Below are 26,638 nucleotides of genomic sequence, written 5' to 3'. Positions count from 1 at the left end.
TCGTTGACATATTTGATGATAGTACATTGACTAAGCCATCGCTCTGTTGCGAATTCAATTTAGCTTGTTCGGGACTGGAAACTTCGACAAAGTCGGTGCTAAGCTGTGTAAAATTTCTTTAGAGATATTCGTTATATAACAAGCAACAGTCAATAAAAAGCGTCTTCCCGTACAAGCTCAAATTTCACGAAAAAAAATATTTAACTGTTTTGGCTCACTCTCATTAAAACTTTTGACACCTACTATGTATTCAAGAGGAGGAACCATCTTTGTCTGATTCCTATCGCGTTGCCATTCTGGGAGCAACGGGTGCGGTGGGTACGGAGTTGCTAGAACTCCTAGAATCCCGTAACTTTCCGGTTGCTGAGTTGAAACTCTTGGCTTCTCCCCGTTCCGCCGGTCGAACTTTGCAATTTTTAGGCGAAGATTTGCCTGTAGAGGCAGTGGGCGATCGCTCGTTTGATAATGTGGATGTCGTGCTAGCTTCTGCCGGTGGCTCTACTTCTAAAGCTTGGGCATCGAAAGCAGTAGACGCTGGGGCAGTGGTAATTGATAACTCCAGCGCCTTTCGACTCGATCCTGGGGTGCCTCTCGTGGTTCCAGAGGTAAATCCAGAAGCAGCAGCAACTCATCAAGGAATCATTGCCAATCCCAACTGCACGACGATTTTGTTGGCAGTGGCGGTTTGGCCCCTGCATCAAGTGCAGCCAGTCAAACGCATTGTTGCCGCTACGTACCAATCGGCAAGCGGTGCGGGTGCGAGGGCAATGGAAGAAGTAAAAACCCACACTTCAGCAATTTTACGGGGAGAAGACCCGAAACCAGGCATTTTTCCCTACACCTTAGCGTTTAATTTGTTTCCCCATAATTCCCCGATGACCGATCTGGGTTATTGTGAGGAAGAGCTGAAAATGCTTAACGAGACGCGCAAAATTTTCGGTGCGCCCGATCTGCGAGTGACAGCAACCTGCGTGCGGGTTCCCGTACTCCGCGCCCATTCAGAAGCGATTAACCTAGAATTTGAGCAACCCTTCCCGGTAGCAAAGGCAAAGGAAGTGTTAGCGAATGCTCCTGGCGTTAAGTTGGTCGAAAACTGGCAGACCAATTATTTCCCGATGCCTATTGAAGCCAGCGGTCGGGATGAAGTGTTAGTGGGTCGGATTCGGCAAGATATTTCTCATCCTTGTGGGTTAGAACTGTGGCTGAGTGGAGACCAAATTCGCAAGGGAGCGGCTCTTAATGCCATCCAGATTGCCGAATTATTGGTAGAACGGCATCTACTGAAACCAACAACCCCAGCTTTTTCTAAATAGTTTTTTAAGCGATTTACAACAGTAGGGGGCACAGTCGTTGTATACCCCTACCAACAAACAACCCATCACAAAACTAATCACGAAAACAGGGAGGAGTTCAAAGAGTGTGGTAAATTTTGGGCGCGTTCTCACCGCAATGGTGACGCCGTTTAAAGAAGATGGCAGTGTGAATTACGCTGTTGCAGAGCAACTGGCGGCTCATTTGGCTCAAAATGGCAGCGATGCCTTAGTAGTATGCGGCACGACGGGGGAATCTCCGACGCTAACTTGGGATGAGGAATACGAGTTATTTCAGGTAGTGCAGCGGGCGGTAGCTGGCAAAGCGAAGGTAATCGCAGGTACGGGGTCAAATTCAACCAAAGAAGCGATCGCAGCCACCGAAAAAGCCGCTAAACTAGGATTAGATGGATCTTTACAAGTTGTTCCCTACTACAACAAGCCCCCGCAAGAAGGGTTGTATCAGCACTTCCTCCGCGTCGCCCAATCCTGCCCAGACCTGCCCCTGATCCTCTACAACATACCCGGTCGCACCGGACAGAATCTCCAGCCAGAAACCGTGACTCGTTTAGCAGAGATTCCGAGTATTGTGGCAATCAAGGAGGCCAGTGGCAACTTAGACCAAGCGAGTCAAATTCGACGCGCCACCCCCGCGGAGTTTCAGATATACGCTGGGGATGATTCCCTGACGCTGCCTTTATTAGCCATTGGGGCTGCTGGAGTTATTAGCGTTGCCAGCCATCTGGTAGGGACTCAGCTCCAACAGATGATCCAAGCCTTTGAAAACGGTCAACCTCAGGTAGCAACCGAGATTCACCTGAAACTTTTTCCCTTATTTAAAGTTTTGTTTTGTTCAACCAATCCTATTCCGGTCAAAGCGGCTCTACAACTGCAAGGTTGGGATGTAGGGGCCACTCGTCCACCACTGTGCCATCTCTCAGAGTCAGATAGGCAAATGGTAGAGGCTGTAATGACTCAGATGGCTTTGATGTAAGGCGACGGTTTTTTGGAAAACTGAATACGTCCACAAAGGCAAGAGTAAAAAGGCAAGCGGCAAAAAAAGACAAAGTAAAAAGACCAAAGACACAACCTTCTCTTTTTACTTGGGGCTTTTTACGTGCCAAAGCTGCCCTATCTTATGCAAATTTTCAACGATTTTGTATTGATTGACATTGATTGACTTAATAGAAGGAAACAAATGACTAAGAACGAAGTATCTGCACCCATCCTGAATAAGAACGAATCATCCGCACCCATCCTAAATAAGAACGAATCATCTGCCCCCGCCCTGAAAGTGATTCCCCTGGGCGGGCTGCATGAAATTGGAAAGAATACTTGTGTTTTTGAATACAACGACGAAATTGTTCTATTAGATGCTGGATTGGCTTTCCCTAGCGATTCAATGCACGGCGTCAATATCGTCCTGCCCGATATGACTTATCTGCGAGAAAATCGCCACAAGATTAAGGGCATGATCGTCACCCACGGTCATGAAGATCATATTGGGGGAATTGCATATCACCTCAAACAATTTGATATTCCAGTCATCTATGGTCCCCGCCTTGCAATGGCGTTGCTAGAAGGCAAGTTAGAAGAAGCAGGTGTTTTAAACCGCACCACGCTCAAACGGGTAGGACCCCGCGATATGGTGCGAATTGGCGCTTCCTTCTTCGTCGAATTTATTCGCAACACTCACTCCATCGCGGATAGCTTCACCGTCGCTATCCATACCCCGGCTGGTGTCGTCATCCATACGGGTGACTTTAAGATTGACCATACCCCCGTAGATGGCGAGTTTTTTGATTTACAGAGGCTGGCTGAATACGGCGAAAAGGGCGTTTTATGCCTGATTAGCGACTCTACAAACTCGGAAGTACCAGGGTTTACCCCTTCTGAGCGCTCAGTTTATCCCAATCTTGACCGCTTTATCAGTCAAGCGAAGGGACGGGTGCTATTGACGACTTTCGCTTCGTCCGTCCACCGGATTAACATGGTTCTGGAAATCGCCCAAAAACAGGGACGAGTGGTATCCGTTGTGGGTCGTTCGATGCTGAATGTGATTGCCCAAGCACGCAATTTGGGTTATATCAAGTGTTCGGACAATCTCTTCCAACCTTTGCAGTCAATTCATCAGCTGCCTGAAGACAAAGTGCTCGTTCTAACTACAGGTTCGCAGGGGGAGCCAATGTCAGCAATGACGCGGATTGCCAACGGCGAACACCGGCAAATTAAAGTTCGTAAGGGCGATACGGTGATCTTCTCGGCAAACCCGATTCCGGGAAATACCGTTGCTGTGGTTAACACCATTGATAAGCTGATGATGCAAGGTGCGAATGTCATCTATGGTCGTGATAAGGGGATTCACGTTTCCGGTCACGGTTGTCAGGAAGACCAAAAGCTGATGATTGCCCTGACTCGTCCGAAATTCTTCTTGCCAGTTCACGGCGAGCATCGGATGTTGATTCAGCACTCCAAGACTGCCCAGAGCATGAGCATCCCGGCGGAAAATATGGTAATTATTGACAATGGGGATGTCGTGGAGGTGTCGGAAGATGGCATCCGCGTAAAAGGTAAAGTTCCTTCTGGCATTGAGCTGGTAGATAATTCTGGCGTGGTGAAAGCTAATGTGCTGAAGGAACGGCAGCAGTTGGCTGAGGATGGAATTGTAACGATTGCAGCGGCAGTCAGCTGGGAAGGCAAACTGAGTGCTAAGCCGGAAGTTCACCTGCGTGGTGTCGTGACATCAATGGAACGCGATCGCCTACAGGGAATTGTCCGCGAAACCCTAGAATCTCTTTTGGGCGATCGCTGGTCAGAATTCGCCCGCACCTTGGATGATGAACTTTTAGAAGTTGACTGGATAGGGCTGCAAACTCAAATGGAGTCTGCCCTCCAGCGATTGATCCGCCGCGAATTCCAGTCTTCTCGCCCGTTGCTCGTCTTCTTACTGCAAACTCCGGAAGAAGAGCCACCTGCGAAGGCTGCGGGAAGACGCCGCCGCCGTTCGACTGCGAAGGTCGCATCCTAATCAGGCAGATAGGGAGCTTGAGGATCGTTAATGTAGGGCGATCGCGCAGAGCTTCCCTAACGCTAGAAAAGATAACAGTGCAAAATTGGAGTTGGGAATAAAATTCCCTCAGAACTGGCGATCCAGAAAGGATCGCCAGTTTGAATTTGTGCGCTTAGTGATGGTGCAAAATATCAGCTTCTCGACTCGGTTCTGGTTTTTTAGTTAGTTTAGACTTTCCACCGGGTTTTTTTCCACCACCTTTTAAGCGATCGCGTGCCGTCACAATTACGATATACAGAACTGGCACAATGAATAAACTTAAGACAGTGGAGACAATGGTACCGCCTGCGATCGCAGTTCCTAGAGAACGTCGGCTGGCGGCTCCTGCTCCTTCGGGATTTACCAGAGGAGCAATACCCAAGACAAAGGCGAAAGTAGTCATCAGAATTGGTCGCAAACGCTCTTGGGAAGCTTCAACCACCGCCTTGGTTGCTGACATCCCGCTTTCTCGGAGTTGGTTGGCAAATTCTACAATTAAAATTGCATTTTTACTAGCCAAACCAATCAACATTACTAGACCAATTTGGCAATAAACATCATTAGACAACCCGCGCATCGATTGAGCTAACAATGCCCCTAAAATTGCCAGCGGAACTGAAAGCAGAATAATGAAGGGGTCAACATAATTTTCATACTGAGCAGCCAGCACCAAGAACACAAAAATAAGTCCCAAACCAAAAATTATTGGTGCTTGACCGCCAGACTCAATTTCTTCTAGTGAAGTCCCCGACCATTCATAACCTAAACCAACTGGTAAAACCTCTTTGGATACCTGCTCCATTGTCTTAATTGCTTGTCCTGAGCTATAGCCAGGAGCAGCAGAACCAGTGATTTCAATGGAGCGATATAGATTGTAGTGATTAATAGTTTGCGCTCCAGTCGTTGGAGTAACTTTTACCAAATTGCTCAAAGGAATCATCTGATTTTGTTGGGAGCGGACGTACAGATTACCAATATTTTCCGGGTTAGAGCGAAACTGTTTGTCTGCTTGCACGTACACCCGATAATTTCTTTGCTGTAAATTGAAATCATTTACATATTGCGAACCCAAGAATGTTTGCAGTGTATTAAAAATATCGTCTACCGAAACTTGCAACGCCTTAGCTTTGTTGCGGTCAACTTCGATTAGTAGCTGTGGCGTATTTGCAGCAAAAGTGCTAAACACTTGTTGCAATCCAGGTGTCTGGTTAGCACGACCTAATAGTTGACCCATTGACTGAACCAAAGACTCTAAGGGACTATTACCGCGTTGGTCTTGCAACTGATATTGGAAGCCGCCAAAACTGCCCAAACCTTGAATTGATGGAGGATTAACGGGGAAGACTCTTGCTTCGGTGATACCTGATAGCGTACCAAATAAACTGCCAATAATCGCTTGCACTGACTGCTCTTTTTTATGGCGTTCTTCCCAAGGTTTGAGAGTAGTAAATATAATCCCATTGTTAGAAGTATTACCGCTAAAACTAAAGCCACCTACTACGAAAGTTCCGACTACTTCAGGGTTTTTAAGAATTTCTTTTTCTACCTTGTCCATAACTTCGCCTGTATATTGCAGGGAAACGCCTTCTGGCCCTTGGACAAGCGTGATGAAATAACCCTGATCTTCTTCGGGAAGAAACGCTGTAGGTACGCTCAGATAAAGCCAAGCAGTTATTCCCAAAGAAACGATAAACAACCCGACGACGAAGCCTCGAAAGCGTGTCAGGAAGTTAAGCGATCGCTTGTATCCTCGCCGCGTCCAGTCGATCGCTCCATTAATTCGGTCAAAAATCCAGCCAAGCCATCCTCCAGGCTTTTGTCCCTGACGCAATAACAAAGCTGAAAGAGATGGAGTCAATGTAATAGCAATAAAGGTAGAAATAGCAACTGAAAAAGCAATTGTTAATGCAAATTGCTTGTACAGCGCTCCCGTTGTTCCGGGAAAAAATGCAACTGGAACAAACACCGCCATTAGCACCAGTGAAGTTGCAATTAAGGCGCTAAAAAGTTCCCGCATCGCTTCACTTGCAGCTGCACGAGGAGTCATCCCCTTTTGCTGGATCAAGCGATCGATATCCTCAACTACAACGATCGCATCATCAACCACCAAGCCAGTAGCTAATGTAATACCAAACAGAGACAAGCTATTAATCGAAAACCCGAATACCTTGATAAAAGCAAAAGTTCCTATCAAGGAAATGGGAATTGTCACTGCTGGAATCAAAGTTGTTCGCCAATCTTGCAAAAAAACAAAGATAACTAAGACGACCAAAACAATCGCTTCAAATAGTGTTTTAACTACTTCTTTGAGCGATTGTTCAACATACAAAGTTGTGTCAAACGCCACCCGATATTGCAAACCAGGCGGAAAGCGAGTAGCCAGTTTTGCCATTTCTGCTTTCACTGCTCTGGCAACATCCAAAGCATTACTACCGGGAAGCTGAAAAATACCCAAACCTACAGCATCATTGCCTCGAAATCGCAGAAAAGAGCTGTAATTTTCCGCTCCTAATTCTGCTCTCCCCACATCCTTAAGTTTGACAAGCGTGCCGTCAGTATCCGTTTTTAAGACAATTTCCTCAAATTCAGAAGCTTCTGTCAGCCGGCTGACTGCACGCAGGTCAATTTGATACATTTGCCCTTCTGGAGCAGGTTCCTGACCGATTCGCCCAGCACCGACTTGTAAGTTCTGTTCTTGGAGTGCGTTGACTACATCTTGAGCCGTTAAACTACGACTAGCAAGTCGATTCGGGTCTAGCCATAAACGCATAGAATATCGGCGTTCGCCGAAAATTTGCACGTCACCAACGCCCTTTAATCTTTTCAGAGAATCTGTTAAATAGAGGTCTGCGTAATTGCTTAAAAATATGTTGTCGTACTCTTTATTTTCGGCGTACAAACCAATTGCTAAGAGGATGTTGCTGGACTGTTTTGTTACCGTGACCCCAGTTTGTTGTACGGCTTGTGGTAGCTGCGGTTGGGCGACGGAAACTCTATTTTGAATATCGACTGCGGCGATATCTTTGTTCCGGGATGAGTCAAAGGTAGCTGTAATTGTACTGGTGCCATCGTTACTGCTGCTCGAACTCAGATATTTTAATCCCTCGACTCCATTAATTTGCCTTTCTAAAATGTTGGTCACAGCGTTTTCTACGACTTCAGCACTAGCTCCGCTGTAGTTAGCCGTAACGTTGATTTGAGTCGGGCTAATTTCTGGAAACTGGGCGATAGGTAGAGTAGGAATACTAATTCCTCCCACTAGCAAAATAACTATGGCGCAGACTGTAGCAAAGACTGGTCGCTTAATGAAGAAATCGGCAAACATATTGTTGGTAATTGGTAATTGGTAATTAGTGGGTATTAAGTATTAGATATTAGAGATTTGTGGAGAAGATTCTCCATTATCCTACCCATTACCTATTACCCATTACTGATTACTTAGACTCAGGAAGAATGGGAGCGCCATCCGACAAATTCTGAAGGCCTGAGATGATAACTTTTTCTCCTGGTTCTAATCCTTCTAGCACTTGATAGTTATTTTTCTGGATCTGACCCAATTTCACGGGCTTTTGCTTAGCCACAAGTTTGGGTTGTCCTGATTGTTCTGGTTGTCCTGGTTGAGGTTGTTGTGTTTGCGCCACAAAAACAAAAGTTGCTCCACCCAAGCGAGAAATAGCGCTAGTTGGGATTAAAACTCCCGGACGTTCTTGCCAAATCAGATTAGCTTTGATAAATTGTCCATCCCGCAGTTGTCCTTGTGAATTGTCAAAGCTAGCTTTTGCTTGGATGCTTTGAGAATTGCTCGTTACTCTAGGCGAAATGAAGCTAATTTGACCTGTACCTAGCACCTTTCCTTGAGAATCCTTCCCTTCAACTCTCTGCCCCAAGCGTAAATCTGGCCCTCGTTCTAGCGGGATAGATAACCGCAGGTCTAGCGCTTGGTTTTGAGTAACCGTGGCAATCGTATCGCCACTCTTAACGTAGTCCCCTAACTTGACTGGGATAAGTCCGACAACGCCAGCGATGGGGGCGATAATTGTGGCATCTTTCAGTTCTTCATTGGAAAGATTGGCGTTGGCTTCAGCTTGCCGTACCCCTGCTTGCGCTTCGGAAAGGCTGGCTTGAGCTGCCTGAATGCCTTGGTTGCTAGCATTTAAGGCGGCTTGGGCGGCGCGGATATCGCGGGTAACTTGGTCTAGTTGCGCTCTGGGCAACGCGCCTTGCTGTACGAGGGTGGAAGTGCGGCGGAGGTTTTCCTGTTGTAGTTCCACTTCAGCGACACGAGAAGCCCGTTCTGCTTCTAAGGCTTTAATTTGCGAGGCGGCATTGGCACGGGTGGCGCGGGCGGCGTTAACAGCCTGGAGGACGCCAGCTAATTCTGCTTGTCTCTTTTCGCGGCTGAGTTGGACTAAGGGCTTCCCAGCCGGAACGCGATCGCCTTCAGCAACAAAAATCTGACTGACTCGTCCGTCAATTTCAGGCTTTAATACCACTGAACGTTGCGCTTCTAAAGCGCCGACAAACTCGGAACTTTCCTGAATTGTCGCTGTCTCTATCGTTGATAGCTTGACAGGAACTCCTTGAGGTTGACCCGCCGCCGCCGCAGTCGCATTCGGTGCATCATTAGCACGGCTATGCCACCACCGCCAACCAAAACCTGCACCGACAATTAAAAGGATAATTCCCAGCGCCACAGACCAACGCTGTCTTTTTCTTGGTTGATACGCAGACTCATCGCTTTCAAGAGCCTGACGATCGTCTGCGATCGCAGACGGTTCTGCGTCAATTGGAACTGGAGACGGGGAATCAGGATCGGGCATTGTCGTTTCCTCTCCTTTTACTTAAGTTTGATAGCAAACCGCTCTACGCTTACAAAGCGGTACTTAAACGACTTTTAACAACGTCGCGATTGGCTTATATAGTTTTCTTAATCGGCTTGCGCTCATCGCCACCCCACCTCAGCCGGATGATTGCGAAAGAGAGACAGCAGATAACATCTACATATATTAAAATCAAATGCAACTATTAATTGTATCAGATTGATATAAATGCTGGAATTAGCTACTTTAGGTTTACTACAACGCGAACCGCTACATGGCTACCGCCTAAAACAGCAACTAGAGCTGTTCATGAGTGGTTGTATCAGCGTCAACTATGGAGCTATTTATCCGCTCTTGAAGCGCCTGGAAGAACGGGGTGCAATATCAGTGCTGGTAGAGGAGGAAGGAGAAGCGGGTTCGATTCGCAAGATTTACAGCATTACGGATCGAGGGCGCGAGCGATGGATGCACAAAATGATGGAATATCCCCATGAAAGCTGGGTGAATGCTCGCTCTCGCTTCACGATCAAGTTTTTCTTTTTTGGTCACTTAGAACCTGCCAAACGGATTAAGTTGCTGGAGCATCGCTTGATGGTTTGTCGGCTGCGCCTGGAAAGCCAAGAAAGAGAATCGCTGCCAGCAGAACCTTACCAGGCAGAAGTTTGGCACAGATGTAAAGCAGTGATTCAAAGCGAAATCGAATGGTTGAACGAACGACTGGCGTCTGAACGAAGCGAACCCTCTCTGGGAAGTTCGGGGCAAAGCCACGTAGAGGCGGAAATCATCGCCACTTGAGAGACATCGAATACTGCAATCAAATAATGGCAAAGCCATGTCAAGGGAAATACAGGGGCTATCTGCTTTAGGGCTAAGGAAATCAATTATTTCTGGCAGAATGCACCAATATCAGGCTTAGGGTTCTGCATTTTCAGGTTCTTGCCCCAATTCACAAAAATTCGTTTGCCAAGCACATTCGCAACCCAGTATCCTTCTTAAGGTGCTTGAGCTAAAGAAAAGAAGTTTTTCTAACAGCGCAGACCAAATTCAAAAACTTATGCCAAATTCTAGTCATCCGTTTCACTGGGTAGGAACTGGTTTCATGGCTGTGGGTGCGAGTGCAGCGATCGCCATGAGCTGTGCAAAAGTCAGTGTTGCACAAGAAAAGCCTCCGCTTACTCAGCCAAATCCTACTTCCGCTGAAAGTAAGGGAACCCCGTCGGTTGCCCCTACCCCAGCGCTTCCCGCAATCTCTTCCCAGACGCTAAAGGAAGCCGTTAGCCGAGATGGAGCTAACCCTCCAGACTCAACGGGAGCCAAGACAAGTGTTTCCCAGTCGGCTCCAGCACAATCGCCACAAGCACCCGCCACGCTGGAAAGCCTACCCCCTGAATATCTCAACCCCAGCGCTAATCCCCTACAATTTCCGACCAGATCTGAGGAAGTGCAAATTCAAAACTTCCAACGAATTACCCTACAACAAGCTCTGGAGCTGGCACGGCGCAACAATCGGGATTTACAAGTGGCAATTCTTACCCTAGAGCGATCGCGGGCATCCGTGCGAGAATTTCGGGCGGCTGAGTTTCCAACAATCGGCGTAGAATCAAATTTTACTAGGTCAGATTCCCCGAATGCTGAGCTACAAAATCGGCGACAACAGTCATCGCCATTAAACCCATTCTTGGGGAATGACGACGATAATACTGTTTCGACATCCTTTGACACCGGCCTGCAAGTGAGTTACGAACTCTACACCTCCGGGCGGCGCGGGGCACGTATCCGGGCGGCAGAAGAACAGCTGCGATTCGATCAGTTAGAAGTAGAACGCCAGTCCGAGCAACTACGCCTGGATGTCAGCAATGCTTACTACGATCTGCAAGAAGCCGATTCCCAAACTGAGATTTCCCAAGCAGCAGTGACAGATGCCGCCAGGAGTCTCCGGGATGCTCAATTGCTAGAACAAGCTGGACTTGGAACGCGATTTGACGTACTGCGGGCGCAGGTGCAGCTGGCAAATGCCGTGCAGGATCTCACTCGCAGCCGGAGTCAGCAGAGCATTGCCCGCAGGCAATTAACGAGGCTGTTGAGTCTAGGGGAAACCGTTGAGGTGGCGGCAGCAGATGAAATTGAGGTCGCTGGTGAATGGAATCTAACACTAGAACAGAGTATTATCCTCGCCGTGAAAAATCGCGCCGAGCTAGAACAGCTCTTGGCTCGACGGAACATCAGCCAAGAGCAAAGGCGCATTGCCCTGGCGGCAACCAGACCGCAAGTCAACCTCGTTGCCAACTACAGCGTTTTAGGGGTATTAAATGACGATATCGGGCCAGCCGATGGTTTAACCCTGGGGGCGCAATTCCGATGGGATTTTTACGATGGGGGAGCCGCCAGAGCGAGAGCCAGTCAGGAAGAAACGAACATAGCGATCGCTGAAACTCAATTTGCCGACCAGCGCAACCAAATCCGCTTGGAGGTGGAACAAGCTTATTTCAACTTAAGGTCGAATGCCGAGAATATTCAAACTGCCTTTTTTGCCGTTACCCAGGCAGAAGAAAGCTTGCGTCTGGCAGAGTTACGATTTAGATCCGGCGTTGGCACCCAGACAGATGTCATTAGCGCTCAAACCGAGCTAACTCGTGCTAGAGTAAACCGTCTTACAGCGGTTCTGGATTACAATCGCTCTCTGGCAGCTCTCGAACGGGCGATCAGCAATCTCCCAGATAGTCAACTTTTCGATCAGCCCCAATAGGGTGATGGAAGCCAATCGATCCTACGGTGTCTCAAAACACCACTGGCATTTCAGTAGAGATCGGCTTTGCTAAATTTGTATAATTTTTTAAGATTTGTTAATAGAAGCGAGGTGAGTTAAAAGGCGGATGGCTAATATTACATTTGTCAATGAAAATCAAGAAGCGATCGCAGCGGATGGGGCTAACTTAAGAGAAAAAGCCCTCCAGAACGGCATTGATATCTATACCTTTAGGGGAAAGATGATGAACTGCGGGGGCTACGGTCAATGCGGTACCTGCATTGTGGAAATTGTGGAAGGTATGGAAAATCTTTCGCCTCGCACTGAGGTGGAAAATCGCAAACTGAAGAAAAAGCCAGAAACCTATCGCTTAGCTTGTCAAACTCTTGTAAATGGCCCAACAAGTGTGAAAACAAAGCCGCGATAAAAAATTGAAGGTTTATTAACGCAAAGATCGCAAGGATTTCGCAAAGTTACGCAAAGGCAATGATAAATTCTCTGCCGGACTCTGCGATTCCTTTGCATCCTCTGCGTTTAAGTTTTCTCGCTCTACTGCCTAGAACCATCCTCCTAGCGGCACTAGCTTGAAAAATTCTTGCTTGATCTTTTGATAAATTGGAATCTTCCCGGTTGGATGTGAGTATACCCGGTCGTACCTAAAAATAAGGGAACATCTTGAGATCGCATCGCATCGTTTCAGAACTTTACCCAACCGATGCACAGCAGCACCAGAAGCGCCGATGATTGGTCGTGAAATTCGGCAATTATGGGTCGGAAAACCAAGGAAATATCCCATTCTATTTGTGGTCGAACAAGATGTCGTAGCCGTTTTTCATGTTCGGCACAGTCGCCAAGCTTATTTGGGTGACGAGTCTGAGTAAGGTTGTTGCGTAAAATATGCGATCGCTTTTCTCTTTCCTTTAAGAATAAAGCGCGATCGCGAAGTGCCGACCTGTCGGTTCGCTTTTTATATTGGTGAGAGCGCGATCGCCTCAATGTCTGCTCCAGGAGAGCGATCCCACTGTTTAGGGGAAGAGTGCGCGATCGCTATTTTGGCTTCTTGGGATCGCACTCTCCTCAAGACAGACACCGGATGATATGCTTAAGGGTGGTGCTTTAAAGTTAATTAGAGGCTGGGTTCAATGCAAGTTAACGATCTTGGTTTTGTCGCCAGCATCCTGTTTGTGCTGGTTCCCACAGTTTTCTTGTTGATTCTGTACATCCAAACTGCTAGCCGCGAAAGCAACAAGAATCCTTAATCATCTGTATCGAACAAAATCCCCCCGCTGTAGTACGGACAAGGCTCTTGCCATGTCCTTCTGGCGAGGGGAATTTTTTTATGGTTAGGCTTGGCTTAGGTTTGGCGTTTCTTAGGTAGTCGCTGTGCGTCCTAAGAGAACGGGACAATTTGCATAGACTCGCACGTAGTCGGATAGCGAGGTTCCCAGCAAGCGATCCAAATCTGGTAAACCTTTGGCAATCGAAGGACGGCGATCGGGAGAACCCAACATCAACAAATCAACATTTGATTCCTCTGCCAAACGACAGATTTCTGGGCCTGCTTTACCATTTCCGGTGACACACTTATAAGAAATGCCTTGTTTTTTAGCGGCAGCGATCGCAGGAGCAAGTACAGGATCTTTTTCAGCGTTAGCGGCTTCTTCAAAACCTGTCCGAGCTTTGTTGACGTGAACCAGAACCAACTGCCCACCCTTTTTATCTCGCAACAGAAACAAAGCCAGATTTAAGCATTGTTGTGCCGATTCTGAGCCGTCCATTGCAACCATGATGCGGTTGATTTTCTTGACGTAAATATCGTCTTTCACCAACAACATTGGGCGGGAAGACAATTGGAAAACATATTGGCTGACCGAATTTTCTAAAATGGATTCCAGACGCTTTAGGCCCCGCGAACCCATAATAATCAAATCAGCATTTATTTCTTCTGCTACCTGGCAAACCGTATCCTTCGGATCGCCCTGCCTCAGCATGGTGTTAACGTGATTTGGGTCTAGGTTCAGAGTCTGGATGGCTGTAGCGAGAATCCTGCCTCCCTCTTCCCACTTTGAAGTCATGGACTCAGTGGTAATTTGAGAAGGAACGACGTGCAAGATAGTGACCGCTGCCCGTTGGATCGAAGGCAGTTCTATCAAAGCCTTGAGCATCTCTTCAGAATGTCCAGTTCCAGAGTCTGCTAACAAAATTTTTTCAATCATCGAAATGCCTCTTTATCAGAAAAAATCGCTCTGTTTTTATTGCTTTCTGACCCAATGAATCGGGAAGTAGATGTTGATGAAAGTGTGATAACTGCTAACAACAGTAACCGATTTATCTGGGAAGTGAGTTTTTTCATCATTCAGCATACTTCTGATAGTGACGTTAATTTTTAACGATTTATGACACTGCTTTAATAAGCGCAAAAAATATTCATTAATTTTTGTAACTTAATTAATCGGAACACGTCAAAGGAGCATCTACACTCGCTGTATCTTAGAAAATTTGCTAGTCATCAAACTTCTGACGCTCTTTCCCTTTGACGCCCCACCACAAGATAGACATCAACCATTTGCTGTTTGCCCTTCAGTGGCAATGGTCCCCAAGATTCAACCAGAAACTGGTTATCAAGATGAACCAGGGTTTCCTTGCCGATCAGGACGCGGCAGTTGCTTGGTTGGCGGTGTTTCTCGCAACTTTCCAAGCGAGCGGCAGTATTAACGCTGTCCCCAATGACGCCATATTCTAGGCGGTCTTTGCCTCCTAAACTGCCAACGACGACGGGACCCGTAAAAATTCCAATTCGCATCTGGATGACTGGCAAGCCACGAGTTTTCCAGTTTTGGTTCAATTCCTCCAGAATTTCGCCGATTGCTAGAGCGCATTCTATCGAGCGCTGGGCATCAAGAGCGACTTCCTCCTTGTGGATGCGATCCATCGGCACGCCAAACACAGCCATGAAGCCATCCCCGGTAAACTTGTTGATAATGCCTTCATGGCCGATGATTTCGTGGGTGACGACATCCAGCATTTCATTTAACCATTCCAGCAAAGCTTCCGGAGGCATTTGTTCGGCAATGGTACTGAAATCTTTGATATCTGCAAACATCATGGTTGCGATTAGCTTAATTCCTGGTAATTTCCCAGATTTGATCAAGCGATCGCGTCCTTTCCAGAGAGCTTTGGCAACTTCGGGTGAAGTATTCTGTCCCAAAAGCTTCATGATAATTTGTTGCTGCTGCTGTGCATCATACGAGCGGTAGGTGATGACCACCCCGCTGGTGAGGATAAATCCCAGTACGGGAGCAGACAGAGGCACCCATCCTTGCAGAGTAAACAGATAGAAGCAGGTGCCCAACAAAACCCCCAAACCAACGCCGCAGCCCAAAATTAAGACAACGGGATGCCGCAACCACCAAGCCGCGATCGCACCTAGCAGCGTCCATCCGACAATCCATAACACCTCTATCCGTTCATCCCAGAACCAAAATAGGGGTCGCTCCCCCGTGGCAGCGTCAAGGAATTGGCTGACCATCTGGGCATGAACCAAGACGCCGGGCATCTTGGCGATTGTCTTTTCGGCTGGACTGTAGGGGGTTGAGAAAGTATCTTTGGCGCTGGGTGCCGTTGTGCCAATCAGCACAATCTTATTTTTCACCCAGTTCGGGTCAATCTGTCCCTTTAATACTTGGGTGAGCGTAACTTGCCGCGCTACGTTTGAAGATCGGTAATTCAGCAGAACTTGGTAGCCCCGCGCATCCATATTTTGATACCCGCCAGAGTTTTGTTGGAGCGGGACAAATACCGCTTTTGCCAGTTGAATATAATCGGGATTTTGTTGGCTGGACTCTGGTGTGATGCCTACACTTTCTAAGTAAGCGATCGCTAGCCGCAGGGAAAACGAGAAATAAGTGCTTGTATCATCCGAGACAAACAATAGATTGCGACGGACAACGCCATCCGGATCGAGCAGCAAATCGTTAAAACCAACTCGATCCTCTGGAAATCCCGGCGGCGGCGACACCAGTTCCAGCTCCGTATCGCCAAATTTCTTAATGGCAAAGATATTTTTTTCCCGGAGTTGCACCTTAAGTTCGGCATTTCCTGGTTGTTGCGGGATTTCCCGATACACATCTAAGCCAATTACTTGAGGCTGCAATGATTGCAACTTTGCCAATAGCTGCGCCATTGTCCGGTCGGATAAAGGCCATTGTTTCTGAGTGCGAATGTCGCCTTCTGTAATGCCCACAACTAAGAGCCGAGGGTCGGGACCTGGATCGGAATGTAACCGCACCAGTTGGTCTAAAGCGACGAGTTCTAGAGGTTGTAGACCGCCCAAATGACGCACTCCTAAAACGAACCCGCTCACAACAAGACTAGCGATCGCTACCACTCGCACACCCGTGAATTCCGACAACGCAATCTTGAGGCGATCGCTTAGATCCAATAGCGTGGATGTCTGGGACTTAAAAAAGCCTTTCATCATCGCCCTAGCCTTAGCGGAGCTAACATGGGGAGAAACAGAGGCAAAGACAGAGCCATAGCATTTTCTACTGTAGCTTTTGGGCTAATTTCGGGAATTGAAAACTGGTAAATTTACCGACTGCTGATTTGGCATTACCACATTATGGCACTTGGACAGTGACGGGCTATACCCCTCATTCTGGGTAAACAGTCAGGAATCATGGAAAAAGAAAAAATTGCTAATTTCTAGAAATGGGTTCGATCGAGATGGGAAAACGACTTACAAATATCGCCAACCCTATACAAGTCAATCTTTATAGACGACTTCTTTCCCACAACAAGATTACCGAATGCAGTTATTTCCACATTCTCCCCAGAAGCCTCTGAAGTTCCTATCCTGCCTAATTTGTACTCTCTTGAGAGGAAGGAATTAAGGGCTACCAACCACTGAATCATCCCGGCTTTGGACTGACAACACATCCAAAGTGGGAGGTTATCATAGGGTGAATGTTGATATTTCTTAAAAAAAGTTATCAATGCAGTTTTCCCCCTCTGGTATGTCCGAAATCAAGAACTCCGCGATCAAAAAGGTGTTCTTTGGTCATGAGCCGACTCCTGAGTTATGCGCCATTCTAACGGTCTATTTGGTGCAGGGAATCTTGGGTTTAGCGCGTCTAGCAGTCAGCTTTTTTCTCAAAGATGAACTGTCGCTAAGTCCGGCTCAAGTTTCGGCTTTGATGGGCATTGCTGCCATTCCTTGGGTGGTAAAGCCGTTATTTGGTTTTCTGTCAGATGGTCTACCGTTGTTTGGCTACCGGCGGCGACCCTATCTGATTTTATCTGGACTATTGGGAGCGATTTCCTGGTTTAGTCTGGCAACGATTGTGCATACAGCTTGGGCGGCGACAGTGGCGATCGCGCTTTCGTCCCTCTCGGTAGCGTTTAGCGATGTGATTGTAGACTCGTTGGTGGTAGAACGAGCTAGGGCAGAGTCTCAGAGTGATGCCGGTTCCCTGCAATCCCTGTCCTGGGGTGCCTCATCGCTGGGAGGCTTAGTAACTGCGTATTTTAGCGGTTTCCTTTTGCAACACTTCGGGAGCCATACTATTTTTGCCATTACCGCTGGTTTCCCCTTAATTGTGTCAGCGGTTGCTTGGTTAATCGCAGAAGAGCCAATTAGCGATCGCCCTAACGTCTCCACCGTTGCCAACCAGATCAAACAACTGGGAAAAGCCGTCAGCCAAAAATCAATCTGGCTCCCAACCGCCTTTCTATTCCTTTTGCAAGCCACACCGACCGCAGATAGTGCCTTTTTCTACTTCACTACCAACGAACTAGGGTTTGAGCCAGAATTTTTGGGACGGGTACGTCTCGTCACCAGTCTCGCCTCCCTGCTCGGAATTGCAATTTTTCAACGATTTCTCAAAGCCGTCCCCTTTCGCACCATTTTCACCTGGACAACGATCATCGCAGCGGCACTCGGAATGACCACGCTGCTGCTGGTGACTCATACCAACCGCTCTTTAGGCATCGACGATCGCTGGTTCAGCCTGGGAGACAGTCTGATTCTGACCGTTATGGGACAGATTGCTTATATGCCCTTGTTGGTACTCGCGGCGCGGCTATGTCCGCCTGGAGTAGAAGCAACCTTGTTTGCGCTGCTGATGTCGGTGACAAATATGGCAGGGTTATTGTCCCACGAACTGGGAGCCGTCCTCACCTATTGGCTGGGCATCACCGAAAGGAATTTTGACCATCTCTGGCAGTTGGTCGTGATTACGAATCTATCAACCCTTTTGCCGCTGCCACTGATTGGTTGGCTACCCGCAGGCAAACCGGAAACCGAGCCATCTGGCGAGATGCCAAGCTTGCAACCGTCATCAGCCATACATATTCAGTCAGCCCCCATTCAGCATCGGGAACGGTCTTTTGTTCCTGACTTTCTTCCAGAACTCATCCCCACAGTAGAAGAACCCGCCGACTAAAAGAGGAAGGATCGAGAGTAGGCAGTGCTGATTCCGCTTCCCGTTTCAGACTGGAAACGAGAATCAGAAAGCTGCTGCACTCACTAGGCGGATGCAATTAAATTGCAGATTTTCGTCGGTTGGGACGCCAGGAAACCCAACACCTGCATAGGGTAGCGATCGCTATCCCATCCGACAAATCATTCATCCGTGCGACTTAACGTGCAGCGGCGCTAACACGTCTGTCCTAGTTCACGATCGCGTCACGAGTTTTTCTAAGCCGAATCGTTTAATATGCAAATACCCACACCAGAACGCTTTCCGGTGCCCACAGAGGTGCCCGATCAACTTCCCTACCACATTAAAAAGTGGCAAAAGGGCTATGAATCTTTGCCGCAAGAATTCGATTATTGGATTGATGACATTGAAGGGGAGATTCCCGCAGAACTAGAAGGAACGCTGTTTCGGAATGGCCCCGGGTTGCTAGATGTCAAGGGTCAACGCATCCATCACCCATTTGATGGAGATGGCATGATTGCCAAGATCGCCTTTTCAGAAGGTCGCGCCCACTTTCGCAATCGCTTTGTCCGCACACAGGGCTATGTGGAAGAACAGAAAGCCGGTAAAATTCTCTATCGCGGCGTCTTTGGCACCCAGAAGCCCGGTGGTTGGCTAGCCAATGCTTTTGATGTGAAACTCAAAAATATTGCCAACACCAACGTCATTTACTGGGGGGGCAAACTCCTGGCGCTTTGGGAAGCTGCCGAACCTCATCTTTTAGACCCCAACACCTTGGAAACCCTGGGGAAAGAATATTTGGACGGGGTTTTGCAAAATGGTGACGCCTTTGCTGCTCATCCTCGCATTGACCCTAGATGCGATCGCCAGGCTGGTGCCCCTTGCCTGGTGAACTTTGCCATTAAACCGGGTCTTTCCAGCACCATCATCATCTATGAATTAGACGCGGCTGGCAAAGTTGTGCAGCAGAACTCTCACAGCGTTCCTGGCTTCGCCTTCATCCACGATTTTGCGATTACGCCCAATTACTGCATCTTCTTCCAAAATCCTGTTTCCTTCAACCCAGTGCCTTTCCTGCTGGGATTTCGGGGTGCTGGTGAGTGTGTCAAGTTCCAGGCGGAGCAACTCACCCGGATTGTGGTGATTCCCCGCAACCCCCAACCAGGGGAAAAAATGCAAATTTTTGAAACTCAGTCGGGTTTTGTCTTCCACCATGCCAATGCCTTTGAGCAAGGGGACGAAATTTGTATTGACTCAATTTGCTATGAGTCTTTTCCAGAAGTTGAGCCGGAATCAGACTATCGGGAGGTAGACTTTCAGGCGCTATCCCCCGGACAAATGTGGCGGTTCCAGTTTAATTTAAAGGATAAAGATAAAACGGTACGGCGGAGGCTTTTAGAAAGCCGTTGCTGCGAGTTTCCCTTCGTTCATCCCGAACGAGTCGGACGCCCTTATCAGTATCTATATCTGGGTGCAGCTCATGCTGCCGAGGGCAATGCGCCTCTCCAAGCTATCCTCAAGGTGGATTTAGAATCAGATTGTCGCCAACTCTGGAGTGCAGCACCCCAAGGCTATGTTAGCGAACCGATCTTTGTCCCTCGTCCGGGTGCTACCCGTGAAGATGAGGGTTGGGTGCTGACGTTAGTTTACGACTCTTCTCACCACCGCTCTGATGTCGTTATTTTAGATGCCGCACACGTCGATCGAGGCCCGGTGGCGCGATTGCACTTGAAGCATCATATTCCTTATGGGTTGCATGGCAACTTTACGTCCCACTGCTTTGCGCCCAGCCACTAAATATCTAGTCAGCCAATTTTGGATTTTAAAGCGGTTATGGAGGAGCGATCGCTGCTCTAAAAGCTAAAATTGGCTGACCGTTGTAGTATAAAGCTTTGCAAACCTAGTAATCTCCACCTTCTCTTTTGCACAAAGATAGGCTACTTTTGGCTGAAGTATCCCAAGCGGAGCTGGGATGAAATTCAGCATCGTTATTACGACTTATAATCGCCTTTCCTTGCTAAAACGGGCAATTGACACTTCTCTTGCCCAAACATTCCCCTGTGAAGTCATTGTTGCGGATGACTGCTCCTCAGATGGCACCCAAGCCTATGTAAGCGGTTTAGTGGCAGCGCTTCGTGCCAAAGGTGACGAACGCCTCGTTTATCACCGCAATCAGATTAACCTGGGTCACTCGGCGACGATGAATGCTGGAGTGCAGCTTGCTAAAGGCGAGTGGATTAAGCCGGTTGATGATGATGACTATTTAGCACCGAATTTTCTAGAGGAAATGAATCGGGCGATCGCGCTGTGTCCAAACGCTGTCATTGCCTCTTGTCAGGCGGCGCAGGTTGATGTCAACGAGGTCGAACTTTACAGAACCCGACAAATTGGTCCCGGCAAAGCTTTCTCTATTCCCCAAGAAGACCTTCATTTTGGGATGCTACTAGAACTTATCCCTTTTGGTACTCCGATTCAAGTTGTCTTCGCTCGTTGGGCTTTTCTGAAATCCGGCGGCTGGGATTCTAGCTTAGATGCGAACTTTGATGACATTGATTCTTGGATCAAAATTGCCCAGTTTGGAGATGCTGTTTTTGTAAATCAGTGCCTTGCTTATCGCACAATTTGGCCTGGAGCTTACAATCAAAAGTTTCCTCTTAAAACGAGGATGGATACTAATATTTTGATGAAGGAAAAAATCTATGCTTTGGTGAGTGAAACTCACCGTGCTGAAACTCCACCAATTAAAAATATTCAAGCTTATCTTAAACTACATTGGAGTCTGGTAGCTCTCAAGCAAGGAAAAATATTGAGTGCTATTAAAATGGCATTTCCCTCAGTTTTTTCACTAAGTGCATGGAAGATTTTAGTAATTAATAATCTATCGAATCCTCGGCAAGTCTTCTTGGCTCAAAAGCAAGTTGATGCCAATAGTTCGCTGTCTAAATCGATTCCTTATTCGGAATCTATTCATGGCTCCATCGTTCCAAAGAATCGGTTTAAAACAGCACAACTTCAAGAATTACGCATTTCTCTAAAATTCCGCTGTAGCCGGATTGCTTTCAAGCAAGGAGAATTTTTCAGCGCTATTAAAATGGCTGTAAATGGTGTCGTTTCGCTAGGTGCATGGAAGATTTTCGGGATAACGGATTTTCCTCAATCTCTTAGTAAGAAACCCCCGATTCAAAATCGGTTACTAGATAAAAATATTCTAGTGATGGAAAAAATCTATGCTTTAGTTAGCGAAAAACACCAATCTACTATTTCCAACCTTCAAGACTGGCAAGCTTATTTCAAACTGCGTGCAGGGTTTTTAGCGATTCGGCAAGGAAAATTGGCGATCGCGTCTCAAATGGCATTCCCGGCTATATTTTCCTTTGCTGCCTGGAAATTATTAGTAAAAGTTATCTTATTGCGGCAGCGTCATCATAAAGAACCCTTGATTCGCAGGTTAGTGCTATACAGATTACCAGAAGGCAAAACTAAGGATTGAATAGGGAAGTAGTACATTTCAAGATTTGGAAAAATATTGTTTCTCTGTCCCTCTACCTCAATCGCCTTTTTTTACTTCTAAATAATATTGCTTGAATCGCTCTTTGATGTTGATATGTTGTCGTCTTAAATAATTTGTGAAGCGAGATACCCGACTTTTGTAAAAAAATTGGGTAGCTGAAACACTAGCATCTCAAAACTAAAATAGGATTGCTATATTATGTTTCATCTCACCCCAAGCTTTAAAAAGCCCTTAGCGAAGCGGCAGCCATTCACCGGGGTATAGCCTTGCTCCTGCACAAAAGGAAATTGTTGAAGAATGGGCTGGCCTAAGCGATCGCAATCAAAATTACCGAACTCTGTTGAACCGGGTTTGCGAAAAGCAAAAACATACGCATTTTCACTGCGATCGCGCCTCATCGGCTTGGTATTGCTGGTTGTCGTTCTGGTATTGGCGTTGATATACACAAACTTTGAGGAACGCCGACACCAAACAACTCAAATTCAGGCAGAGGCGCTACAAATAACTAGGCTGGCTACCGCTAACCAAGAGCGCTTGATTAACAGCCAAGGGATAATTTTAGCTCGCTATCCTAACCCCGAAACCTGGGTCGCGCAAGCCTCACCGGAAGCACCTTTGGTTAAAACGATGCTGACGCAAAAAAGGGCAGGCATGGTGGAGGCTTCCGGAGTGGATGGTGTAACGAGCTTGTATGCGATCGCGCCCTTGGAGGGCACTTGTAGAGATCAGGGCGATCGCTGCAACCTCTACGTGTCAGTGGGCATCCCCAAAACCGTCGCCTTTACTGCTGCCGATCGGCAGTTGCACCGCAACTTAGCAGGCATGGGATTAGTCGCCGTGTTAGCGATCGCTGCCACTTGGGTGGGTAGCGAGGTGTTGATGTTGTGTCGGGTGAAGGCGCTCCTGAAGGCAATGCAGCAGCTCTCAGAAGGCGATTTGAGCGTTCGTAGCGGGGTGACTCACGGTTTCGGAGTCAGGGAATTGGCGGGTGCTTTTGACACGATGGCGGCGTCGCTAGAACGTTCTGAGCGCGATCGCCAGTCGGCAGAAACTGTTTTGCGAGAACGAGAAAAAAAATATCGCTCATTGGTGAACAGCCTGCCACAGGTGCTATTCCAGACTGATGAAGCCGGATATTGGACATTTCTTAATCCCGCCTGGAAAGAAATTACCGGCTTCGCCCTCGAAGAAAGTATTGGTAAGAATTTAATCGATTTTGTTCATCCGAGCGATCGCCCACAACACCTGGAAGAATTTCGCTCCCTCATTGAACGCCAGCAAGAATCTTATCGGTATCAGGCGAGATATCTGAGTGCAAATGGCGACTATCGTTGGCTGGAAGGACACGGCAAATTAACATTGGCTTCCGACGGAACGATTATCGGTACGTCCGGCACCCTGAGGGACATTACCGATCAAAAACAGGCACAAGAAGCCCTATTAACCACAAATCAAACGCTGCAAACCCTAATCGAAACTTCACCGTTAGCGATCGTGACGCTCGATGTTAATAGGAACGTCACCCTGTGGAATCCAGAGGCTGAACGTCTTTTTGACTGGAAATCGGCAGAAGTTGTCGGCTATCCGTTGCCGATTTTCCCCCCGGATCAACAGGAAGCGTTTCATGCCTTGCTTCAGGCTGACTTACATGGCGGAGGAGATCGTGGTAGCGGTGGCAGGGAATTCCGCAGCCAAAAGAAAGACGGCACCTTGATTGACGTTAGCCTTTGGACAGCCCTGCTGCAAGATGTCAATGGCAAGATGAGCGGCAGCATTGGCATCTTCGCCAATATTAGCGAAAGCCTACGGCACGCTACGCTACGCAATCGCGCTCTGGAAGCGCTGCGGGAAAGCGAAACCCGTTACCGCCTCGTCGCTAAAGCCAGCAACGATGCAATCTGGGACTGGGATTTACTGACAAACCGCGTAGAGTGGAACGAATCCTTGCAAAAACTCTTCGGCTATGCGGAAACTGAAGTAGGTTTTGATGCCAGTTGGTGGTACGAGAATATACATCCAGAAGACAGAGAGCGGGTTGTCAGTGGGATTCATGCTGCAATTGACAGTGGAAGACAAATCTGGTCGGATGAATACCGCTACCGTCGCGCCGATAACTCTTATGCCTTAGCGAGCGATCGGGGATTTATCGTCCATGACGATAAGGGGAATCCAGTGCGGATGATCGGCGCGATGATAGACATCAGCGAAAGCCTGCGGCACGCTACGCTACGCAAGCAAGCTGAGGCGCTGATCGCAGGGCAAAAACAGGTACTCGAAATGATTGCCACCGGCGCAGCACTGGGTGATGTTCTGGATGTTTTGGCTCGGTTTATCGAGACCCAATCCGGTGAGGGCTTTTGTTCGATTCTGCTAGTTGACGAAAAAGAGAACAAGTTACGACATGGAGTCGCTCCTAGCCTTCCCGAAAGCTACACTCAGGCGATTGATGGTATCGCGATTGGTCCTGGTTTTGGTTGCTGTAGTAAGGCAGCGTATTTCGGTAAACCCGTGATTGTCTCAGATATTGAGAGCGATCGCCTTTGGGCGGATTTCCGAGATTTGGCATTAAGCCATCAACTACAAAGCTGTTGGTCTACGCCTATTTTTTCCAGTAACGGTAAGGTATTAGGCGTTTTTGTAATGTATCATCCCGACGCGAGGCGACCGAATCGGGATGAGTTATATCTGACCGAGATTGCGACCCAAATTGCGGGAATTGCTCTGGAACGCCAGCAAGCAGAGGCAGCATTGCAACAGAGTGAAGATCAACTGCGCTTGATTACAGATGCTTTGCCGGTGCTGATTGCCTATGTCGATTTGGAACAGTGCTATCGCTTTAGCAATCAGGCTTACCAACAATGGTTCGGCAAATCTCAGGCGGAAGTCATCGGACAGCCCATTAGAAAAATTTTAGGGGACTCGGCTTATCAGGCAATTCAGCCGTATGTCGAGGCAGCATTGTCCGGGCAGGAAGTAACCTACGAAAGCCCTATATCCTATGAATATGGAGGGATGCGTTGGGTCAATGCTACTTACCTGCCACATTTTGGGGAACACGGTGAAGTCAAAGGATTTATTGCCCTAGTCAGCAACATCACCGAACGGAAAGCAGCTGAGGAGGCGTTGCGGCAGAGTGAGGAACGATATCGTTCTTTGGCACGCGCGACCTCCCAAATGGTTTGGATTTGCAACCCCCAAGGTGAGGTTGTGACGGATCAACCGGATTGGAGAGCCTATACGGGTCAAAGCGAGGCAGAAATACTAAGCTGGCACTGGCTAGATGCCATCCATCCAGACGATCGCGATCGCATTGCCGAGCAGTGGTCTAACGCTATCCAAACGAAAAGCCTCTATGACACAGAGTTTCGGCTGCGGCGTGCTGATGGTATTTACCGCTACTTCAATGTCCGTGGGGTTCCAGTATTATCAAAAGACGGCGACGTGCGAGAGTGGATCGGCACCTGCACCGACATTACCGAAAAAGTCCAGGCAGAGGAAGCAATTCGACAGTTGAACGCGGAACTTGAACAACGAGTCATCAAACGAACCGCGCAACTGGAAGCTGCAAATCAAGAGTTAGAAGCTTTCTGTTATTCCATCTCTCATGACTTGCGATCGCCCTTGCGTGCTATCAACGGATTTTCGCGGATTTTGCTGGAAGAATATCTAGAACAACTCGATCCGGAAGCCCAACGTTACCAGAAACTGGTGCGGGATAATGCTCAGCAAATGGGACAACTGATTGATGACTTGCTGACATTTTCGCGCCTTTCGCGCCAGCCACTGAGAAAACAAGCTGTAGCGATCGCTGATTTGGTACGTCAAGTACTGGCAGACTTATGGCACGAACAGCAAAATCGCCAATTTGAAATAAATATCGGCAATTTACCCGCCTGCGAAGGCGATCCTGCTTTACTTAAGCAAGTAGTTGTCAACTTGCTGACAAACGCTCTAAAATTCACGCGCGGTCGGGAAGTCGCCCAGATTGAAATTGGCTATCGTCATCAGTCATTTACGAATGACCCAGAACTAGAGACAAATGACTTTTCAACCACTGTCGTTTATTTCGTCAAAGACAACGGCGCAGGCTTTGATATGCGATACGCTCATAAACTCTTTGGCGTCTTCCAACGGCTGCATCGTGCGGAAGATTACGAAGGAACCGGAGTCGGACTCGCGATTGTGCAGCGCATCATCCATCGCCACGGCGGACGGATTTGGGCTGAGTCAGGCGTTAACCAAGGCACAACATTTTACTTTACCCTGGCAGAGGGAAATATTCATGAGTGAGCGCACAGCAGAATGTTTGCTGGTCGAAGACAATCCCAACGACCTAGAATTAGCACTTTATGCTTTGCGAAAGCACAACCTTGGCGATCGCATACAAGTTGCCCGCGACGGTGCGGAAGCCTTAGACTACATTTTCCGGACAGGTGCCTATCGCGATCGCTATCCGGAAAACTACCCCAAAGTCATTCTCCTCGACCTCAAACTCCCCAGAGTAGACGGCTTGGAAGTCTTGCAACGCCTCAAATCTGACCCCCAAACCCGCATGATTCCAGTCGTCATCCTCACCTCGTCAAACGAAGAACGCGACATCGTAGAAAGTTACCAGTTGGGCGTCAATAGTTATATCGTTAAGCCGGTGAACTTTGAACAGTTTACCGAAGCAGTGCAGCAATTAGGCTTGTACTGGCTGCTGTTAAACCAGCTGCCAAGCCGCTAGCAGCTAGCATTCTTGAGGCTAAAAATTCTAAAAACC

The 26,638-nt window shown here is 47.8% G+C and carries 17 protein-coding genes and 1 pseudogene; 14 read left to right on the top strand and 4 right to left on the bottom strand.

Features of this window, described 5'->3' with window-relative positions:
- Positions 1–269: 269 nt before the first annotated feature.
- The 3 genes from NC994_RS13360 (at position 270) to NC994_RS13350 (ending at position 4,338) form a co-directional block, all read left to right on the top strand.
- On the top strand, positions 270–1,313 hold the full coding sequence (locus NC994_RS13360) for an aspartate-semialdehyde dehydrogenase (RefSeq protein ID WP_190414675.1): 1,044 nt from the start codon (positions 270–272) through the stop codon (positions 1,311–1,313).
- A 106-nt stretch (positions 1,314–1,419) separates the two neighbouring features.
- Positions 1,420–2,304, top strand: a complete 885-nt coding sequence (dapA, locus tag NC994_RS13355) for a 4-hydroxy-tetrahydrodipicolinate synthase (RefSeq protein ID WP_190434099.1) — start codon at positions 1,420–1,422, stop codon at positions 2,302–2,304.
- A gap of 204 nt (positions 2,305–2,508) precedes the next feature.
- On the top strand, positions 2,509–4,338 hold the full coding sequence (locus NC994_RS13350; RefSeq protein WP_190434097.1) for a ribonuclease J: 1,830 nt from the start codon (positions 2,509–2,511) through the stop codon (positions 4,336–4,338).
- Positions 4,339–4,492: 154 nt separating this feature from the next.
- Here NC994_RS13350 and NC994_RS13345 read toward each other — a convergent pair whose 3' ends face one another.
- Both NC994_RS13345 and NC994_RS13340 read right to left on the bottom strand, forming a co-directional pair.
- Positions 4,493–7,684 carry an efflux RND transporter permease subunit gene (locus NC994_RS13345; RefSeq protein WP_190434096.1) on the bottom strand — a complete coding sequence of 1,064 codons (3,192 nt, stop codon included), beginning with the start codon at positions 7,682–7,684 and terminating at the stop codon, positions 4,493–4,495.
- A 109-nt stretch (positions 7,685–7,793) separates the two neighbouring features.
- Positions 7,794–9,179 carry an efflux RND transporter periplasmic adaptor subunit gene (locus NC994_RS13340; RefSeq protein WP_190434094.1) on the bottom strand — a complete coding sequence of 462 codons (1,386 nt, stop codon included), beginning with the start codon at positions 9,177–9,179 and terminating at the stop codon, positions 7,794–7,796.
- Positions 9,180–9,407: 228 nt separating this feature from the next.
- Between NC994_RS13340 and NC994_RS13335 the strand changes: the two genes are divergently transcribed.
- The 6 genes from NC994_RS13335 to psbM all read left to right on the top strand — a co-directional run bounded on the left by NC994_RS13335 (position 9,408) and on the right by psbM (position 13,184).
- Positions 9,408–9,974, top strand: a complete 567-nt coding sequence (locus NC994_RS13335; protein ID WP_190429054.1) for a PadR family transcriptional regulator — start codon at positions 9,408–9,410, stop codon at positions 9,972–9,974.
- Positions 9,975–10,233: 259 nt separating this feature from the next.
- On the top strand, positions 10,234–11,925 hold the full coding sequence (locus NC994_RS13330; RefSeq protein WP_242029014.1) for a TolC family protein: 1,692 nt from the start codon (positions 10,234–10,236) through the stop codon (positions 11,923–11,925).
- Positions 11,926–12,052: 127 nt separating this feature from the next.
- The gene (locus NC994_RS13325) at positions 12,053–12,352 is read left to right on the top strand and encodes a 2Fe-2S iron-sulfur cluster-binding protein (protein ID WP_190414681.1); all 300 of its coding nucleotides are present in this window, start codon (positions 12,053–12,055) and stop codon (positions 12,350–12,352) included.
- A 313-nt stretch (positions 12,353–12,665) separates the two neighbouring features.
- Complete coding sequence (locus NC994_RS13320) at positions 12,666–12,806, top strand: hypothetical protein (RefSeq protein ID WP_348225585.1); 141 nt, start codon at positions 12,666–12,668, stop codon at positions 12,804–12,806.
- A 63-nt stretch (positions 12,807–12,869) separates the two neighbouring features.
- Positions 12,870–13,022 (top strand): hypothetical protein, encoded by a 153-nt coding sequence (locus NC994_RS13315; protein ID WP_348225584.1) that lies wholly within the window; start codon positions 12,870–12,872, stop codon positions 13,020–13,022.
- A 45-nt stretch (positions 13,023–13,067) separates the two neighbouring features.
- Positions 13,068–13,184 (top strand): photosystem II reaction center protein PsbM, encoded by a 117-nt coding sequence (gene psbM / locus NC994_RS13310; RefSeq protein ID WP_190414683.1) that lies wholly within the window; start codon positions 13,068–13,070, stop codon positions 13,182–13,184.
- Positions 13,185–13,295: 111 nt separating this feature from the next.
- Here psbM and NC994_RS13305 read toward each other — a convergent pair whose 3' ends face one another.
- The gene (locus tag NC994_RS13305) at positions 13,296–14,141 is read right to left on the bottom strand and encodes a universal stress protein (RefSeq protein WP_190414684.1); all 846 of its coding nucleotides are present in this window, start codon (positions 14,139–14,141) and stop codon (positions 13,296–13,298) included.
- A 293-nt stretch (positions 14,142–14,434) separates the two neighbouring features.
- A complete protein-coding gene (locus tag NC994_RS13300) occupies positions 14,435–16,405 on the bottom strand; it encodes an adenylate/guanylate cyclase domain-containing protein (RefSeq protein WP_242030454.1) in 1,971 nt (656 codons plus the stop codon).
- 514 nt (positions 16,406–16,919) lie between these two features.
- On the opposite strand from NC994_RS13300, the gene NC994_RS13295 reads away from it, so the two are divergent.
- The 5 genes and pseudogenes from NC994_RS13295 (at position 16,920) to NC994_RS13275 (ending at position 26,602) form a co-directional block, all read left to right on the top strand.
- The gene (locus NC994_RS13295; RefSeq protein ID WP_190434090.1) at positions 16,920–18,368 is read left to right on the top strand and encodes a folate/biopterin family MFS transporter; all 1,449 of its coding nucleotides are present in this window, start codon (positions 16,920–16,922) and stop codon (positions 18,366–18,368) included.
- 273 nt (positions 18,369–18,641) lie between these two features.
- Complete coding sequence (locus tag NC994_RS13290; protein ID WP_190434088.1) at positions 18,642–20,162, top strand: carotenoid oxygenase family protein; 1,521 nt, start codon at positions 18,642–18,644, stop codon at positions 20,160–20,162.
- Positions 20,163–20,337: 175 nt separating this feature from the next.
- Positions 20,338–21,231, top strand: a pseudogene (locus NC994_RS13285) (glycosyltransferase family A protein); the annotation flags it as partial.
- A gap of 942 nt (positions 21,232–22,173) precedes the next feature.
- Positions 22,174–26,166, top strand: coding sequence for a PAS domain S-box protein (locus NC994_RS13280; RefSeq protein WP_190434083.1), 3,993 nt, complete (start codon positions 22,174–22,176; stop codon positions 26,164–26,166).
- Positions 26,159–26,602, top strand: a complete 444-nt coding sequence (locus NC994_RS13275) for a response regulator (protein WP_190413703.1) — start codon at positions 26,159–26,161, stop codon at positions 26,600–26,602. The genes NC994_RS13280 and NC994_RS13275 overlap by 8 nt, the downstream gene beginning before the upstream one ends.
- Positions 26,603–26,638: the final 36 nt, after the last annotated feature.

This window comes from Trichocoleus sp. AS-A1 (assembly GCF_039962015.1).
In the GTDB taxonomy this organism is placed as follows: domain Bacteria; phylum Cyanobacteriota; class Cyanobacteriia; order Cyanobacteriales; family FACHB-T130; genus FACHB-T130.
The sequence above is the reverse complement of the archived record's forward strand: the minus strand, read 5'-3'. Positions and strand labels throughout refer to the sequence as shown.